This window comes from Bradyrhizobium sp. ORS 86, from assembly GCF_045571475.1.
Taxonomy (GTDB): domain Bacteria; phylum Pseudomonadota; class Alphaproteobacteria; order Rhizobiales; family Xanthobacteraceae; genus Bradyrhizobium.
Window position 1 is genome coordinate 1,223,275 of the sequence record NZ_CP120699.1, and the last position, 15,045, is coordinate 1,238,319.

General features: G+C 62.3%; 11 protein-coding genes and 1 pseudogene. 10 read left to right on the plus strand and 2 right to left on the minus strand.

The annotated features are described in order from the left end of the window. Nucleotides 1-82: 82 nt before the first annotated feature. On the minus strand, nucleotides 83-1,003 hold the full coding sequence (gene ligD, locus P6U25_RS05570) for a non-homologous end-joining DNA ligase (RefSeq protein WP_407152431.1): 921 nt from the start codon (nucleotides 1,001-1,003) through the stop codon (nucleotides 83-85). Between the two features lie 104 nt (nucleotides 1,004-1,107). Here ligD and P6U25_RS05575 point away from each other — a divergent pair, with 104 nt between their 5' ends. Continuing rightward, complete coding sequence (locus P6U25_RS05575) at nucleotides 1,108-1,296, plus strand: DUF3606 domain-containing protein (protein ID WP_407150466.1); 189 nt, start codon at nucleotides 1,108-1,110, stop codon at nucleotides 1,294-1,296. 27 nt (nucleotides 1,297-1,323) lie between these two features. Here the strand turns inward: P6U25_RS05575 and P6U25_RS05580 are convergent, their stop codons facing one another. After that, nucleotides 1,324-1,602: a hypothetical protein gene (locus P6U25_RS05580; protein ID WP_407150467.1), complete on the minus strand. Its 279-nt coding sequence runs from the start codon at nucleotides 1,600-1,602 to the stop codon at nucleotides 1,324-1,326. Between the two features lie 572 nt (nucleotides 1,603-2,174). On the opposite strand from P6U25_RS05580, the gene P6U25_RS05585 reads away from it, so the two are divergent. The 9 genes and pseudogenes from P6U25_RS05585 to P6U25_RS05625 all read left to right on the plus strand — a co-directional run bounded on the left by P6U25_RS05585 (nucleotide 2,175) and on the right by P6U25_RS05625 (nucleotide 14,781). Continuing rightward, nucleotides 2,175-2,999 (plus strand): ArdC family protein, encoded by an 825-nt coding sequence (locus tag P6U25_RS05585; RefSeq protein WP_407150468.1) that lies wholly within the window; start codon nucleotides 2,175-2,177, stop codon nucleotides 2,997-2,999. Nucleotides 3,000-3,166: 167 nt separating this feature from the next. After that, nucleotides 3,167-4,393: a tyrosine-type recombinase/integrase gene (locus P6U25_RS05590; protein WP_407150469.1), complete on the plus strand. Its 1,227-nt coding sequence runs from the start codon at nucleotides 3,167-3,169 to the stop codon at nucleotides 4,391-4,393. Beyond that, nucleotides 4,390-4,833 carry a site-specific integrase gene (locus tag P6U25_RS05595; protein ID WP_407150470.1) on the plus strand — a complete coding sequence of 148 codons (444 nt, stop codon included), beginning with the start codon at nucleotides 4,390-4,392 and terminating at the stop codon, nucleotides 4,831-4,833. The genes P6U25_RS05590 and P6U25_RS05595 overlap by 4 nt, the downstream gene beginning before the upstream one ends. Continuing rightward, a complete protein-coding gene (locus P6U25_RS05600; RefSeq protein ID WP_407150471.1) occupies nucleotides 4,812-5,765 on the plus strand; it encodes a tyrosine-type recombinase/integrase in 954 nt (317 codons plus the stop codon). The genes P6U25_RS05595 and P6U25_RS05600 overlap by 22 nt, the downstream gene beginning before the upstream one ends. Then, a complete protein-coding gene (locus P6U25_RS05605; protein ID WP_407150473.1) occupies nucleotides 5,762-6,766 on the plus strand; it encodes a tyrosine-type recombinase/integrase in 1,005 nt (334 codons plus the stop codon). The genes P6U25_RS05600 and P6U25_RS05605 overlap by 4 nt, the downstream gene beginning before the upstream one ends. Nucleotides 6,767-6,858: 92 nt before the next feature. Then, nucleotides 6,859-7,005, plus strand: a pseudogene (locus tag P6U25_RS05610) (antirestriction protein ArdC); the annotation flags it as partial. A 92-nt stretch (nucleotides 7,006-7,097) separates the two neighbouring features. After that, a complete protein-coding gene (locus P6U25_RS05615; RefSeq protein WP_407150474.1) occupies nucleotides 7,098-9,215 on the plus strand; it encodes a ParB/RepB/Spo0J family partition protein in 2,118 nt (705 codons plus the stop codon). Between the two features lie 185 nt (nucleotides 9,216-9,400). Next, a complete protein-coding gene (locus P6U25_RS05620) occupies nucleotides 9,401-13,720 on the plus strand; it encodes a strawberry notch-like NTP hydrolase domain-containing protein (protein ID WP_407150475.1) in 4,320 nt (1,439 codons plus the stop codon). After that, nucleotides 13,720-14,781 carry a toprim domain-containing protein gene (locus P6U25_RS05625; protein WP_407150476.1) on the plus strand — a complete coding sequence of 354 codons (1,062 nt, stop codon included), beginning with the start codon at nucleotides 13,720-13,722 and terminating at the stop codon, nucleotides 14,779-14,781. The genes P6U25_RS05620 and P6U25_RS05625 overlap by 1 nt, the downstream gene beginning before the upstream one ends. Nucleotides 14,782-15,045 lie beyond the last annotated feature (264 nt).

Below are 15,045 nucleotides of genomic sequence, written 5' to 3' on the forward strand. Positions count from 1 at the left end.
GCTCGATGGAGCTCCGCGGGGATCGTCAGCGGACTATCGAGCGGCTTCTCCGCCCACTCCCAGAAGCGGTCAAAGGCATCCATTACAGATCCTCCCGAAGCCCTCTGAAAAAGGGATGGCGGACTTTCCCCTCCGCAGATTTGGCACGGTACTCTATCTCGGCCAGCAGCTTGGGCTCGACCCAGATTCCTTTGTGCGCAATCCGCTTTGCATAAGGCTGCGTCTTGCGGATCAGCGGCTTCAGACGCTTCTGAAGGTCGGCGGCTGATGCCTTGTCGAACCCATGGTCTACCTTCCCGGCGTACATTAGATCGTCGCCCTTGCGCCGGCCGACGTAGATGCCGTCCCACTTCGTTCCATCGAGGGCGAAGCCGGCAATGGTCAGCGTCTCACGCTGCACGCAAGTCTTCTTGACCCAGTCATTCGTGCGTCCCTTCGGATAGGGGCTGCCCCGGACCTTCGAGACGACACCTTCGAGGCCAAGCTTGCAGGCGTGTGCGAACATCGCGCGGCCGTCTATCGCGAAGCTCTCGCTAAACTGGATGTCGGTGCCGCCCAGGATCTTCTTGAGTTCGGCCTTGCGCTGAAAAAGCGGTAGGTTCCTTATATCTCGGCCGTTCAGATAGAGCAGATCGAACGCTACAAGCACGATGCTCTTCGATTTGCCCTTGAGCTCGTTCTGCAGGACCGAGAAGTCGGTCGTGCCGTCGGCGGCCGGGACCACGATCTCGCCGTCCACCACCGCAGACTTCGCCTTGATCCGCCAGGCGTCATGAGCGACCCTCTTGAAGCGATGCGTCCAATCGTGGCCACGCCGGGTGAAGATCTTCGCCGTCTCGTTGGCCAGATGGACCTGAACGCGGTAGCCGTCGAACTTGATTTCGTGAATCCGGCGCTCTCCGGACGGCACCTTCTCGATCGAGGTGGCCAGGGCCGGTTCGATGAAGCCGGGCAAAGGCGCCTTGACGCCGATAGCCGCCGGCTTTTTACGCTGAGACGCCACTGAAGAACTCCACGCTACAGCCGATTCAAATTGGCACAGTTCGAATTGTTCCGGAACCTGCGAATCCCTGTCGCGTTGCTTCGATGTCACAACAGGAGGCACCGATGGCAGCAGCGAAGAAGAGCAAGACGGCGCGCGGGCGAAAGCAGGACCGGGCGCGGGTGGCCGGCGGGCAGGACTATGAAGTGCAGTACGAGGCGAAGAAGACTGGAAAGTCGGTGCCAGCGGTGAAGAAGGCCGTCAAAAAGGTCGGCAACGCTCGCAAGCGGGTGGAGAAACGGCTGGGCCGCTGAGTCGGAGAGACGGGCTGGCGTCGGTGCTTAGCGCCGGTCCTCCTCGCTGGGAAGACATTCTGGGCATGTGTCACCAATCGAGTCCAACACGTCGCGAACCGCGGCCGCGGCTGTATCAGGGGAGACGTCTGCTGGCGGGTCTTGACGGGCGATATCGAAGGCTCGCTCTCGTGCATGCGGATCGGCGCGATCCTGCATCCAACCGTGCTCCTCGCACTCGCGAATGGCGCCCGCCTCCTGGAGCACGTGGATCGCCCATCCCTGCAGCGTCCGTGTTGTCGGCCTTCGTTCGCTGGTCATCAGCATTGATCTAGACTCCGGATACGACGAATCCTGTGGCCCGTCGTTTGTTCCGGCTGCTAGCACAAAGCTGGGATTCCCAGTCAGCAGAGGACAGGATTTCCCCAGTTCTGAGACCCCTGTGAAATGCCGGGCTGTTCTCGCAGGATTTTCGGCATTACGTTCGCTCAGGTCTTCTAGTGGGTGGGCGCGTGCGGCCAGAGCCGCAGCGGGCTCTCGTGAACCGAGCCGCGCAGCGTCTCGGCCTGCGGCTTCGATCCCTCGCGCGAGAGCTTTGGTGCTCCTCGCCGGGGGCACTCGGAAAAGGGGCTCGCCTGCGGCGATCGCTATCACTGCCCCGTTCCCGGGTGCCCTTTTAACCGGTCTCGTCGCTGCACTCGGTCCCGCGTGCCGCCTTCGGCGTCGCTATGCTCACGCTCCTGCGGGTGCCATTTCTCTCGGGGCGATGCGCCCTGGCGCACGCCGGATCAGGCCTGCGGCCTAAGGCAAGAAGCTGAGAGTAAGAGTGCAGGCTGGGTTTTCCGTGACGGGTTACAAGCTGCGAGAGAGGCTCGCGGCGCCCGTCGCGGAGACCCGCGATGTCAAATCCTACTGCTCGCGCGCGCGCCGGCCAGGACCGGGCGAGCCTCTATAGCGAAATCACCGACAAGATCATCGCCGAGCTTGAGGCCGGACGCGTCCCCTGGGTTCAGCCCTGGGGTACTGCCGCGGCGAAAGCGCCGCTGGCCATGCCGAAAAATGCGTCGACCAACCGGCAATACAGCGGCGTGAACATCCTGATCCTCTGGGGAGCCGTGATCGAACGCGGATTTGCCGGTCAAAGTTGGCTCACCTTCCGTCAGGCGCTCTCGCTTGGCGGCCACGTTCGCAAGGGAGAGCGCGGGACTACCGTCGTCTACGCGGATCGTTTCGTGCCGAATGACGAAAAGCGCCGCGCCGCCGAGACCGGTGAAAACGCGCAGGCGATTCCATTCCTCAAGCGATTTACCGTTTTCAACGTCGATCAGTGCGCAAATCTGCCTGACGAGATTGTCACCGCTGCGCCGCCACCGCCGGCTGGCCTCATCGAACCCACGGTCGACGCCCTGATCAAGGCCAGCGGAATTTCATTTCGGATTGGTGGAGATCGCGCATTCTATGCAACAGCCGAGGACTATGTTCAGGTCCCGCCGCCGCAGGCCTATTTCGAACCCATCAACTGGCACCGTACGGCCTTGCATGAACTCGGTCATGCGACCGGGCACGCGTCGCGTCTCAATCGCGACCAGAGCGGATCCTACGGTACCAAGAAATATGCCTTCGAAGAACTGGTCGCGGAGTTGAGTTCCGCGTTCAGCTGTGCGTCGCTCGGGATCGTCCCGACCGTGCGCCATGCCGACTATATCGGCTCCTGGCTGGAGTAATGGCGAGCTCGCCATTATTCAAGTAATCAGCAGCAGATCATAATGTGAAGGAAGATTCTTAGCGCGGCCGGCTTGTGGAGATCGGCTAAAAAAGCTTGCGATCTGCTGCGCATTATTTCCGGCATGAGACCCTCGACTGTTGATCAAACACAGTAGAGGAAGCCTTCATGCCACATGGATACGGTACCCTTGTCGCGGAGCTTAAGGATGCGCTCACGCGACAACGATATAATCGAGTTGCAGTTCACAACTATTGCCGCAACGCCGGCTACTTTCTTGCGTACCTGGCGGCGCGTAAAGTTGCTCTTGAAGCGGTCACGCCGGCAGACGTAACGAATTATCTGCGCTTTGCGGTCCGACAATTTCGTAAACGCCATGGCCGCGCTCCAGCTCGTTATTGGATAGGCATTCCCAGATCAGGAATCCACGCGCTGCTGAAGCTCGCGTTGAAGCGCTGGCCACCCGAACTTGCGACTACCGCTGGCGAACTTCTCTCTCGAGAGGTGTGCGAACAGTATCGGACGTGGCTTCGGGAGGAACGCGGGCTCGCTACGGCTTCGGTCGACGCCCTGCTGTGGGAAGCTCGCAATTTTTGTGCCTGGCTCATCAAGCATTCGAACGCCAATTTTGCAGGCCTGACCGTCCGCGATCTCGATATCTACATGAACATGCGGGCTCGCGGGCTGACGCGGAAATCCTTGAAAGATGTCGCCGAACGGCTTCGGTCGCTGCTGAGGCATCTCCATAGGACGGGCCGCATCGCGACCGATCTCTCCCAGCATGTCATTGCTCCGCTGCTCTATGCGTATGAAGGCATCCCGTCCGCGTTAAGTTCGGATCAGATCTCGACCGTCCTGGAATTTGCCCGAAAAGACCGGTCGCCGATGGGCTTGCGCGACCATGCCATCCTCCAGCTTCTAGCGGTCTATGGCTTGCGTGCCGGTGAAATAATCCGGTTGCGACTGGAAGATGTCGATTGGCGCGGCGATGTTCTGCACATCCGCCGCTCCAAAACGGGTGATCATTCTCTGCTGCCGTTGTTTGAGACCGTCGGGGAGGCGCTGATCGATTATCTCCGGCACGGCCGCCCTGAAACTGATGTGCGAGAAATCTTTGTCCGCACGCGCGCGCCCTACGTTCCCATGGTGCGAATTTATAGCGAAGTCAGCCGGCGGATCGAGGCGGCGGGCATCACCCCAAGCGGCAAACGCGGTCCGCATATCTTCCGCCACGCGCGTGCCGTCAGTCTGCTACGGGCGTCGGTCCCGCGAAAGCTGATCGGTGACGTATTGGGTCATCGTTCGACGGAATCGACGATCCCCTACCTGAAATTGGCGACGGAGGACCTGCGCGCAATTGCCCTGGAGATCCCGGGACAGGAGGTGCGCTCATGAATGCTTGGCCCGACGCCGACGGCAAGATTATTGCTCGCTATCTCGGCCGGCTCCGGCTGCGTTGTCCGATCAGCCGCATCTCCTACCGGCAGGCTTTGCGCAGCTTCCAGAATGTTGTCGTTCGGCAGCAATACCAATGCACACAGGTGAATCGGAAAGTCCTGGAAATCTGGTTGAGCGAATGCACTGCTATCTGGGCCCGGTCCACGCTGCTGCACCACGCCCGCATCGTCAATCGCTTCCTCGACTTCCTCGTGGAGGAAGCGTTCATCGTCAGCAATCCCATTGCTGATTTGCGCGCCGAGTACCATGCGAAGAGCGACAAGGCGATCGTACGGGCGCTGCTCGCGCCCGATCCCGATCAGGCACTTGAAGCCCTACGGCAGTTCCGCCGTTCGGCAGCGTTCTCGGCAACCTCATGCGCAATCACATCTCTCTGATGCGGGCTAGAGGCTACCGTTATCAAGCACAGGCCCGCTGGTTCTGGCGGTTCGATCGTTTCTTGCAGGCTCATCCGGAATTGGAGGGTAAGTCGACATCGGTCATGTTGCAGCATTGGGCGGCCGCGCGATCAACCGCCAACCACGCCGCCGAGTGTGAGAGGGTCGCTCGCGCCTTAGCCAAGGCGCAGCATCATCTCGATCCTGGTAGCAAACCAAGGCGTCCGGATCCGCGTCCCGCACAGCAGGTCGCGCGGCAATGGCGTCGACCCTATATCTACAGCCCGGAAGAGGTTCGTCGCCTCCTCGATATTGCTCGAACCTACCCCTCTCCCCGTGCGCCGTTACGGCCGATCAGTCTCTACACCATGCTGGTCCTGACCTATTGCGCGGGATTGCGGCTGGGCGAACTCGCACGCTTGAACCTTGCTGACATCGATCTTCAGGTCGGCACGATTACTATCCGGGAGACGAAGTTCTTCAAGTCGCGAATCCTGCCGTTGGCTGACAGCCCGCTATCGGCGCTGCGGGAATATCTTGAGGCGAGGCGCAAGGCAAAGGTGCCACAAAGCCCTGAATCTGGCCTGTTCTGGCACGATAAGGGAAATGCGCGCTACACGTCGCACGCGATCGCCGGTTCCCTCGTCGACATCCTACGGCGTGCCGGACTCAAGCCGGCGAAAGGCAAGACGGGCCCTCGCATCCACGACCTGCGTCACTCGTTTGTGGTGAACCGCATTCTCGAATGGTACCGCGCCGGCATCAATCCGCAGGACAAGCTTCCATTCCTAGCGACATACCTAGGGCACCGCGATATCCACTCGACACTGGTTTACATCACGGTGACCCAGGAACTCCTTCAGCAAGCAAACGAACGCTTCCGGACGTACGCGTCACATTGCCTGCACGCGTCAGAAGGAGCGCGGCCATGAAACCGGTCGACCCGTTCCCGAGGCTGCTTCACGCCTTCTTTTACGAGTGGATGGTTCAGCAGCGAAATGCCTCTGCGCACACCGTTCGGTCCTACCGTGATACATGGCGCCTGTTCCTCAGGTTCGTGGCTCAACGGCGGCGCCGGCCGATAGCCCAGCTCACACTGAGCGACCTGACGGCCTCCGAGGTCAAGAGCTTCCTGCAATACACCGAGCAGGACCGCGAAGATACGATTGGCACGCGCAACTGTCGCCTGTCCGCATTACGTAGCTTCTTCAGCTTCGTTGCTGACCGCGAACCGACGGCCATCGAGCAATGCACACAGGTTCTGCACGTGCCCATGAAGAAAGCGCCGATCCATGCGCCGTGCTATCTGGAGCCCGAGGAGGTGAAGGCCATTCTGGCGCAGCCCGATCGCTCGACGATCGAGGGGCAACGCGACCACGCGCTCTTCTCCTTCCTCTATAATACCGGCGCGCGCATCCAGGAGGCGCTCGATGTTTGCCCGCGGGCGATCCGGTTCGACTCACCAACCTGCGTGCGTCTTTACGGCAAGGGACGAAAGGAACGGCTGAGCCCTCTTTGGCCAGAAACCGTGTCGTTGCTAAGATCGCAGCTCATGCGACAGCCGAGGACCGACGACGAGCCCATCTTCGTTAATCGATATGGCGTCCCGCTCGGCGCATCGGGTGTCCGCTTCAAACTGGCGCAATACGTCGAAGCGGCAGCGAAGATCACGCCCAGCCTGACTTCGAAGCATGTAACACCTCATAGCTTCCGTCATGCGACGGCGGTGCATCTGGTGGCGGCAGGTGTTGACGTCACTGTGATCCGAAGTTGGCTCGGCCATGTCAGCCTCGACACCACAAACCACTACGCTCAGGCAAATCTGGAAACAAAGCGCCTGGCACTGGAACGCCTCGAAAGCCCCTCACGATCGACAAAGCGACCATCGTGGAAACAGGACCAGAGCGTTCTCGCCTGGCTCGATACCCTTTAGCGGCAAAGAAATAATGTGGAGGAGATCGCACACCATCCCCGCATAACACCGGAAACGTGGTGCTCCTTCACATTATGATCTGCTGCTGATTACTCGAAGTCCTGCGCGAAGACAATCGCGCCATCGTGCGGGCCGCCTCGCAGGCGAGCAAGGCGGCGGACTATTTGCTCGGCTTCGTTCCCGGGTCCATTGAGCCCGCGTCGCTCGATTCGGCTGTCGCCGATCACGAGGCTGCGTGATTGGCCTCGCGAGAGTGAGAGGAGGGGAGGGATTTCGCGACGGGTTGGAAGCCGAGAGAGAGTCTCACGGCCGCCCGTCGTGGAGAGCCAAAATGACGAAAGCCGTACAAAAGATCACGCTGTCGCCTTCCCGGGACATCCCCTTCAACAAGCTCGTGCTCAGCCAGTCGAACGTTCGCCGCGTCAAGGCCGGTGTCTCGATCGAGCAGCTAGCCGACAGCATCGCGCAGCGGACGCTTCTGCAAAGTCTGAGTGTCCGGGCCGTTGTTGATGCAGATGGCAACGAAACCGGCATGTTCGAGGTGCCAGCGGGCGGCAGGCGCTATCGCGCTCTGGAGCTCCTGGTGAAACAAAAACGCATGTCAAAGACGCAGGCGGTGCCGTGCGTTGTGCGTGAAGGGGGTATCGCCGCGGACGATTCGGTGGCGGAGAACGATGAGCGGGTCGGCCTGCATCCGCTTGATCAGTTTCGGGCCTTCCAGACACTTCGCGATCTCGGCATGACCGAGGAAGACATTGCCGCCCGGCACTTCGTGAACCCTGCGATCGTGAAGCAGCGGCTGCGGCTGGCGTCGGTGTCGCCGAAGCTGCATGAGGTCTATGCCGAAGACGGCATGACTCTCGAGCAGCTCATGGCGTTCTCGGTCACGCCCGATCACGCCCGCCAGGAGCAAGTCTGGGAGAATGTCAGCCGTTCCGGTTATGACGAGCCTTACCAGATCCGGCGCTTGCTCACCGAGAACACCGTGCGCGGGTCTGATCGCCGCGCCCAGTTTGTGGGTCTTGATGCCTATCAGAACGCGGGTGGTGGCGTTCTGCGGGATCTGTTCGAGCACGACGACGGCGGCTGGCTTCAGGACGTCGTGCTGCTCGACCACCTCGTAACCGAAAAGCTCAAAGCCGAAGCTGAGACGATTGCTGGCGAAGGCTGGAAGTGGATCTCAGTCGCTGTAGAGTTCCCCTACGGTCACACTCAAGGTCTGCGAGAAATTGAAGGCAAACCTATCGATCTCTCGCCTGACGAGCAGGCCACCATCGATGCCCTGAACGCCGAGCAGGCCAAGCTGGAAACCGATTACCAGGATGCCGACGAATTGCCCGACGAGGTCGATCAGCGCCTCGGCGAAATCGAGTCGGCACTGGCGGCGCTCGAAGACCGGCCGATGCTTTACGATCCGGCGGAGATCGCCCGAGCTGGTGTGTTCATCAGCATCGATTCCGAAGGACGCCTCTCCGTGGACCGGGGTTACGTCCGGCCAGAGGACGAGGTGCTGGCAACCGATCCTGATGTCGGGCATGGCGCCGACGTGTCGTCGACCGAAGGTCAGGAAGAGGGTCCTTCCGTCAAGCGCACGGTGATCGCGGTCGCGGGTAGTGCTCCCGATGCCGAGGATGATGATGATGACGCGGCCAAGCCTCTGCCGGATCGGCTGATCACCGAGCTGACGGCGCATCGGACGCTTGCCTTACGCGATGCGCTGGCAGAAAATCCAGCAGTCGCGTTCCAGGCGGTACTGCATAACTTCGTATTGACGGCCTTTTATCGGTTCGCATCGTCCGGAAGCTGTCTGGAGATCGGCCTTCGCACGCCGACTTTTCCCGCTCAAGCTCCTGGGTTGAGAGAAAGCGTCTCGGCCAAGGCTGTCGAGGTGCGGCATGAGGCCTGGAAGGCACGGTTGCCGAAGAGCGAGAACGATCTCTGGGATGCGCTCACGGCTCTCGACGGCGGCGCACAGGCATCGTTGTTCGCCCACTGTGCATCATTTGCCGTCAACGCGGTCTATGAACCGGCCAATCGCTACAATCAGGGTCGCGTCTCCGCCCATGGCGTTCGCACGCGTCTCGACCAGGCTGATGTGCTGGCGCGCGCGGTTGGGCTCGACATGGTGCAGGCTGGCTGGACACCAACCGTCGACAACTATCTCGGCCGCGTCACCAAGCCGCGCATCCTGGAGGCGGTGCGGGAGGCCAAGGGCGAGTCGTCGGCGCAACTGATCGATCATCTGAAGAAGGCCGACATGGCCAAGGAGGCCGAGCGCCTGCTGGACGGCTCCGGCTGGCTGCCGGAGCCGCTGCGTCTCATCGATCCTGGTTTGGCGCCAGCGGAGCAGGAGGGCGAAACGGGCTCGCTGCCTGAATTCCTCGCCGATGAGGAGGATCAGGAGAACGGCAGCGACGACGATCCGCAACAGCTCGATGCGGCTGAATGACATCATTGGGCGGGACGGCTGAGGCTTTCCTGCGATTATTCGGGGACCGGTGCACAGCGCCGGTCCCCATTCTTGTGGGCGAGGGCCGAGAGGGAGAGTCAGGCCGGGAAGGGTTTGAATCGCCGTGGTCTTGAGGAGAGCGCCCGACGGTTCGACCCGTTCCTGCTCTCCGAAAGAACCCTGCCATGACCGAATCTCTTGCCGGCGGCGGCGCCACGCCGCTCTCCATGCGTGCCGCTGCAAATCTCACCTCTGCTGCTGTCAGGGCCGCGCGACAGGTCCTGACCGAGCTCGAACGCGGCCGTCGCATCGATGCCGCTGTTCTGCGTAGCGCTATGGAGGCTGCCTTCGGCGCCTCCGACGCGGCCGGCGCCTGGAACTGGAAGACCGCCTATGACGTCTGCGAGGCGGCAACCGTTCTGTTTCTTCGCAAGTTCGGCCCGGCCATGCGGGCCAAGGCTGGTTCGACGGCCGCCATGCTGCCGATGATCGAGCGAGTGGCTGGCCTTCTGCCGACACATACGCGGCGGTCCGAGAACAGCCAGGCATTTCAGCAATTCTCGACGCCGATCTCGCTCGGGCTGGCGGCATGTACCGCAGCCGGCATTACGCCTGCCGATCGCGTTCTGGAGCCATCCGCGGGCACAGGCCTGCTCGCCGTCTTTGCCGAGCTCGCCGGGAGCGCCTTGACGTTGAACGAGTTGGCCGAGTCCAGGGCGGAGTTGCTCGAGCAGCTATTCGCGGGCCTTAACGTCACGCGGTTCGATGCTGCTCAGATCGATGACCACCTCGATGCGAGTGTCGCACCGAGCGTTGTTTTGATGAACCCGCCGTTCTCCGCGCTGGCGAATGTCGATCGGCGGATGGCGGATGCGGCCCTCCGCCACATCGCTTCGGCGCTCGCGCGTCTTTGCGAGGGTGGACGCCTCGTCGCCATCGCTGGCGCTAACTTCGCGCCGGATAACCCGACATGGCGAGATGCCTTTGTGCGGCTCCAGGAACGCGGGCGAGTGGTGTTTTCTGCGACGATCGACGGCGCCGTCTACGCGAAGCACGGAACACAAATCGACACAAGGCTGCTTGTGATCGACAAGCTGCCCGCTGCCGATCCGACGGCTTTTCCTGCCTCCCTAGGCGTGGCGGCCGATGCCGCTACGTTGCTTGGCTGGGTGAACCAGCACGTGTCTCCAAGGCTGCCCGTCGCCCCACCATCGGAGATCGCCGCCATGGGGCGGCCAGCGACGTCACGATCGGTCGGCGCCGTTGCACCAATTTCTTCGTCCTCTTCGATAAGCGCAGCACCAGAAGGTGTCGAACTTGCGTACGAGACGGTCGAATGGTCGCCGCCGGAAGGCGCCCGGCTGACCGATGCGCTTTACGAGGAGTATGGATTGCAGTCGATCCGTATTCCCGGATCGTGCGCACACCCGACCAAACTCGTGCAATCCGCGGCGATGGCGTCCGTTGCGCCACCGAAGCCATCCTATCGCCCGCACCTGCCGGCCAACCTCGTGGCGGATAGCATCCTATCGGACGCCCAGCTTGAGAGCGTCATCTATGCCGGTGAGGCGCATTCTGAGTTTCTCGCGGGCTCCTGGACGGTCGACGCGACCTTTGATGTTGTTGCCGCCGCGCGCGACGACGCGGAAAATGCCGTTCGCTTTCGCCGCGGCTGGTTCTTGGGCGATGGCACCGGCGCGGGCAAGGGGCGGCAGGTCGGGGGTATCCTGCTCGACAACTGGCTCAAGGGTCGCCGCCGCGCGGTCTGGATCAGTAAGTCCGACAAGCTGATCGAGGATGCGCAGCGCGACTGGTCCGCGCTCGGCATGGAGCGACTGCTGGTTACGTCCTTGTCTCGGTTTCGGCAGGGCACGGCGATTCGGCTTTCAGAAGGCATCCTATTTGCCACCTATGCCACGCTACGGACCGATGAGCGGGGCGAAAAGCTTTCGCGTGTCCGGCAGATCGTCGAATGGTTGGGCTCGGACTTCGACGGAGTGATCGTCTTCGACGAGAGCCACGCCATGCAGAATGCAGTCGGGGGCAAGGGCGAGCGTGGCGACCACGCCGTCTCTCAGCAAGGGCGCGCGGGCCTCAGGCTCCAGCACGCCTTGCCGAATGCTCGCGTGGTTTATGTGTCGGCGACGGGCGCGACCACGGTGCACAATCTCGCTTATGCCCAACGCCTCGGCCTTTGGGGCGGCGCCGACTTCCCGTTCGCCACCCGTGCCGAGTTCGTCGAAGCGATCGAGGAGGGCGGCGTCGCGGCCATGGAGGTGCTGGCGCGCGACCTCAAGGCGCTCGGGCTCTACACGGCCCGCTCGCTCTCTTACGAGGGCGTCGAGTACGAACTGGTCGAACACCAGCTTACGCCGGAGCAGGTTCGCATCTACGACGCCTATGCCGGTGCGTTCAGCGTCATCCATAATAACCTGGACGCGGCGATGCAGGCCGCCAACATCACGGGCGAAACCGGCACGCTGAACGGGCAGGCCAAATCCGCGGCCCGATCCGCCTTCGAGAGCGCCAAACAGCGCTTCTTCGGCCATCTGCTGACCTCGATGAAGACGCCGTCGCTCATCCAATCGATCGAACATGATCTTGAGGCTGGACACGCCGCGGTCATCCAGATCGTGTCGACGGGCGAAGCGCTGATGGAGCGTCGGCTCGCGGAGATCCCGACTGAAGAATGGGGCGACGTCCAGGTCGACATCACTCCGCGCGAGTATGTTCTCGACTACCTCGCCCATTCCTTTCCGGTCCAGCTCTACGAACCCTTCACCGACTCGGAAGGTAACCTCTGCTCCCGGCCTGTCTATCGCGACGGCCGGCCGGTCGAGAGCCGGGAAGCCGTCGCACGCCGCGACCGCCTCATCGACAAGCTTGCGTCGTTGCCGCCGGTACCCGGCGCGCTGGATCAGATCGTCCAGCGCTTCGGCACCGACATGGTCGCCGAGGTAACGGGCCGCTCGCGCCGCATCGTTCGCAAGGGCGACCGGCTGGTGGTCGAAAATCGAGCCGGTTCGGCCAATCTCGCCGAGACCTCGGCCTTCATGGATGACGTCAAGCGGATCCTTGTGTTCTCCGACGCGGGCGGCACAGGGAGGAGCTACCATGCCGAACTGTCGGCTCGGAATCGCCGCCTGCGAGTCCATTACCTGCTCGAGCCCGGCTGGAAGGCCGACGCCGCGATACAGGGGCTCGGCCGGACCAACCGGACCAACCAGGCGCAGCCGCCCCTGTTTCGTCCGATTGCGACCGACGTGAAGGCCGAAAAGCGCTTTCTCAGCACCATTGCCCGCCGGCTCGATACATTAGGAGCCATTACCCGTGGCCAACGCCAGACCGGAGGGCAGGGGCTGTTCCGGCCCGAGGACAATCTCGAAAGCCAGTACGGACGCGATGCGTTGCGTCAGCTCTACACGCTGCTCGCGCGAGGCAAGGTCGACGGCTGCTCGCTTGGGAGGTTCGAGGATGCGACCGGTCTGAAGCTCATGGATGCCAATGGGCTCAGGGATGACCTGCCGCCGATCACGACCTTTCTGAACAGGTTATTGGCGCTCACCATCGACCTACAGAATGTGCTGTTCACCGCCTTCGAGCAGCTCTTGACCGCTCGGATCGACGGCGCGGTTGCATCCGGCACCTACGACGTGGGGTTGGAAACCCTCCGCGCCGAGAGCTTTGTCGTCACCGACCGGCGGACGATCTATGACCATCCGGGGACCGGCGCCGAGACCCGGCTGCTCACGGTCGCCCAGCGCCAGCGCAATCATCCGGTGAGTCTGGATGACGCTCTTGCTCATCTTTCCGATCGTCAGGCCGTCCTGCTCGTCAATGAGCGCTCGGGACGAGCCGCCGTGCAGGTCCCCGCGGCGAGCGTCATGCTCGATGACGGCGAGATCGAGCGGCGCGTCCGTCTGATCCGGCCGATGGATCAGCACACGGTCCCCTTGACCACCATGGTCGAGAGTCATTGGCACGAAGCGGATCGTGAACGTTTTGCTACGACCTGGCTGGCGGAGCTTGCCGAGGTGCCCGAGTTCACGGAAAGCACCATCCACATTGTGGCGGGCTTGCTGCTCCCCATCTGGAAGCGGCTGCCGAACGAATCGACCCGTGTCTATCGGCTTCAGACCGATGCGGGCGAACGCATCATCGGCCGCAAGGTTTCGGCCGCGTGGGTCGCAAACGTCGTTACGACGGACGCGCCTTCGCTGACGCCGGACGCTGCGTTTGCAGCACTGATGGAAGGACGGACCGTGCTCGACCTCGCGGAGGATCTCCAGCTTCGTCGCGTCCGGGTGATGGGTGCATACCGCATCGAACTGTCAGGCCTCAACGACACGATGCGCGATCGCCTGCGGGCCTACGGACTCTTTGGGGAGATCATCTCCTGGAAGCTGCGTATGTTCGTGCCTACCGACTTAAGCGGCATCGAGGTCCTGTCGAAAGTGCTCGACACGTATCCGGTAGCGCGCGTCAGTGAGCGGGAGGCCGCCTGATGTCCCGCGATGCTTCCGAACTGGCACGCCGACTCGCGCGCGACGCCGAAGCCGTGTGCCGATACTATCTCTCCAATGGCAGGCGGGCGGGGCGATACTGGGTGGTCGGCGACGTCCACAACACGCCGGGCCGCTCGTTGTTCGTACGGCTCCAGGAATCGCCGAAGGGACCCGCTGGGAAATGGATCGACGCCGCGACGGGCGAACATGGCGATCTCCTCGACATTATCCGCGAAAGTCTGGCCTTGCGAGACTTTCGCGAGGTCGCCGAGGAGGCGAGGCGGTTTCTGAAGCTGCCTCGTTCAGAGCTGCAATTCGCTCAGAAACCCATTCGTTCAGTCGCGGCGGCCGGATCGCAGGAAGCCGCTCGTCGGCTCTTTGCGATATCCAACCCGATTGAAGGGACACTAGCCGAGGCGTACTTGCAGCGTCGCGGAATTACTTGCATCGACCATGGTGGCAGCTTGCGCTTCCATCCTCGTTGCTACTATCGACCGGATGAGCATTCGTCGACCGAAACCTGGCCGGCGATGATAGCCTCTGTCACGGACCTCGAGGGACGCATCACCGGCGTACACCGCACCTGGCTCGATCCAGACGGCTTTGATCGCCTGCGGCTCGGCAAGGCTCCGATCGACACGCCACGACGCGCCATGGGCGACTTGCTCGGCAATGCTGTTCGTTTCGGCGTGGTCGATGACGTGCTCGCCGCCGGCGAGGGCATCGAGACCATGCTGTCGCTGCGTTACGCACTTCCGACCCTGCCCATGGCCGCTGCGCTCTCGGCCAATCACCTCGCAGCCATGCTGCTGCCATCTGGTCTGCGTCGGCTCTATATTGCCCGCGATGACGATGCTGCCGGAGATGCCGTACAGACTATTCTGACCCAGTGCGCGGAAGCCGTCGGCATTGAAGCGATCCCGCTGTCGCCTCAACTGGGCGACTTCAACGAAGATCTGCACATCTTCGGGATCGATGCTCTCCGAGCACGCTTGTGGCTTCAACTCGTACCAGAGGACGTCGCGCGCTTCCTGCATTCTCCGGCGGTAGCCGCGGAATAGCCGGGGCGCTTCCATCGGCGTCGAGATCGATCGCGCCGAGGCCAATGCCGCGAGAGACGCGACCACGGCCTTCTAGTGGGCGATCGGACGGCAAGCGGCTCGGGCCGGCAATGGCTACGTCCGGCTATTTTCCGCCGCGCGCCGGCGACGCGAATGGCAGATTAGCCATCTGGCGGGCGCGCTTTGCATCGCGAAGCAAAATAGCCGGCCTCCGCCATCCTCCGCTGCGCTTCGGCCCTCCGCTTCCGCCTACGCCCTGCGGGC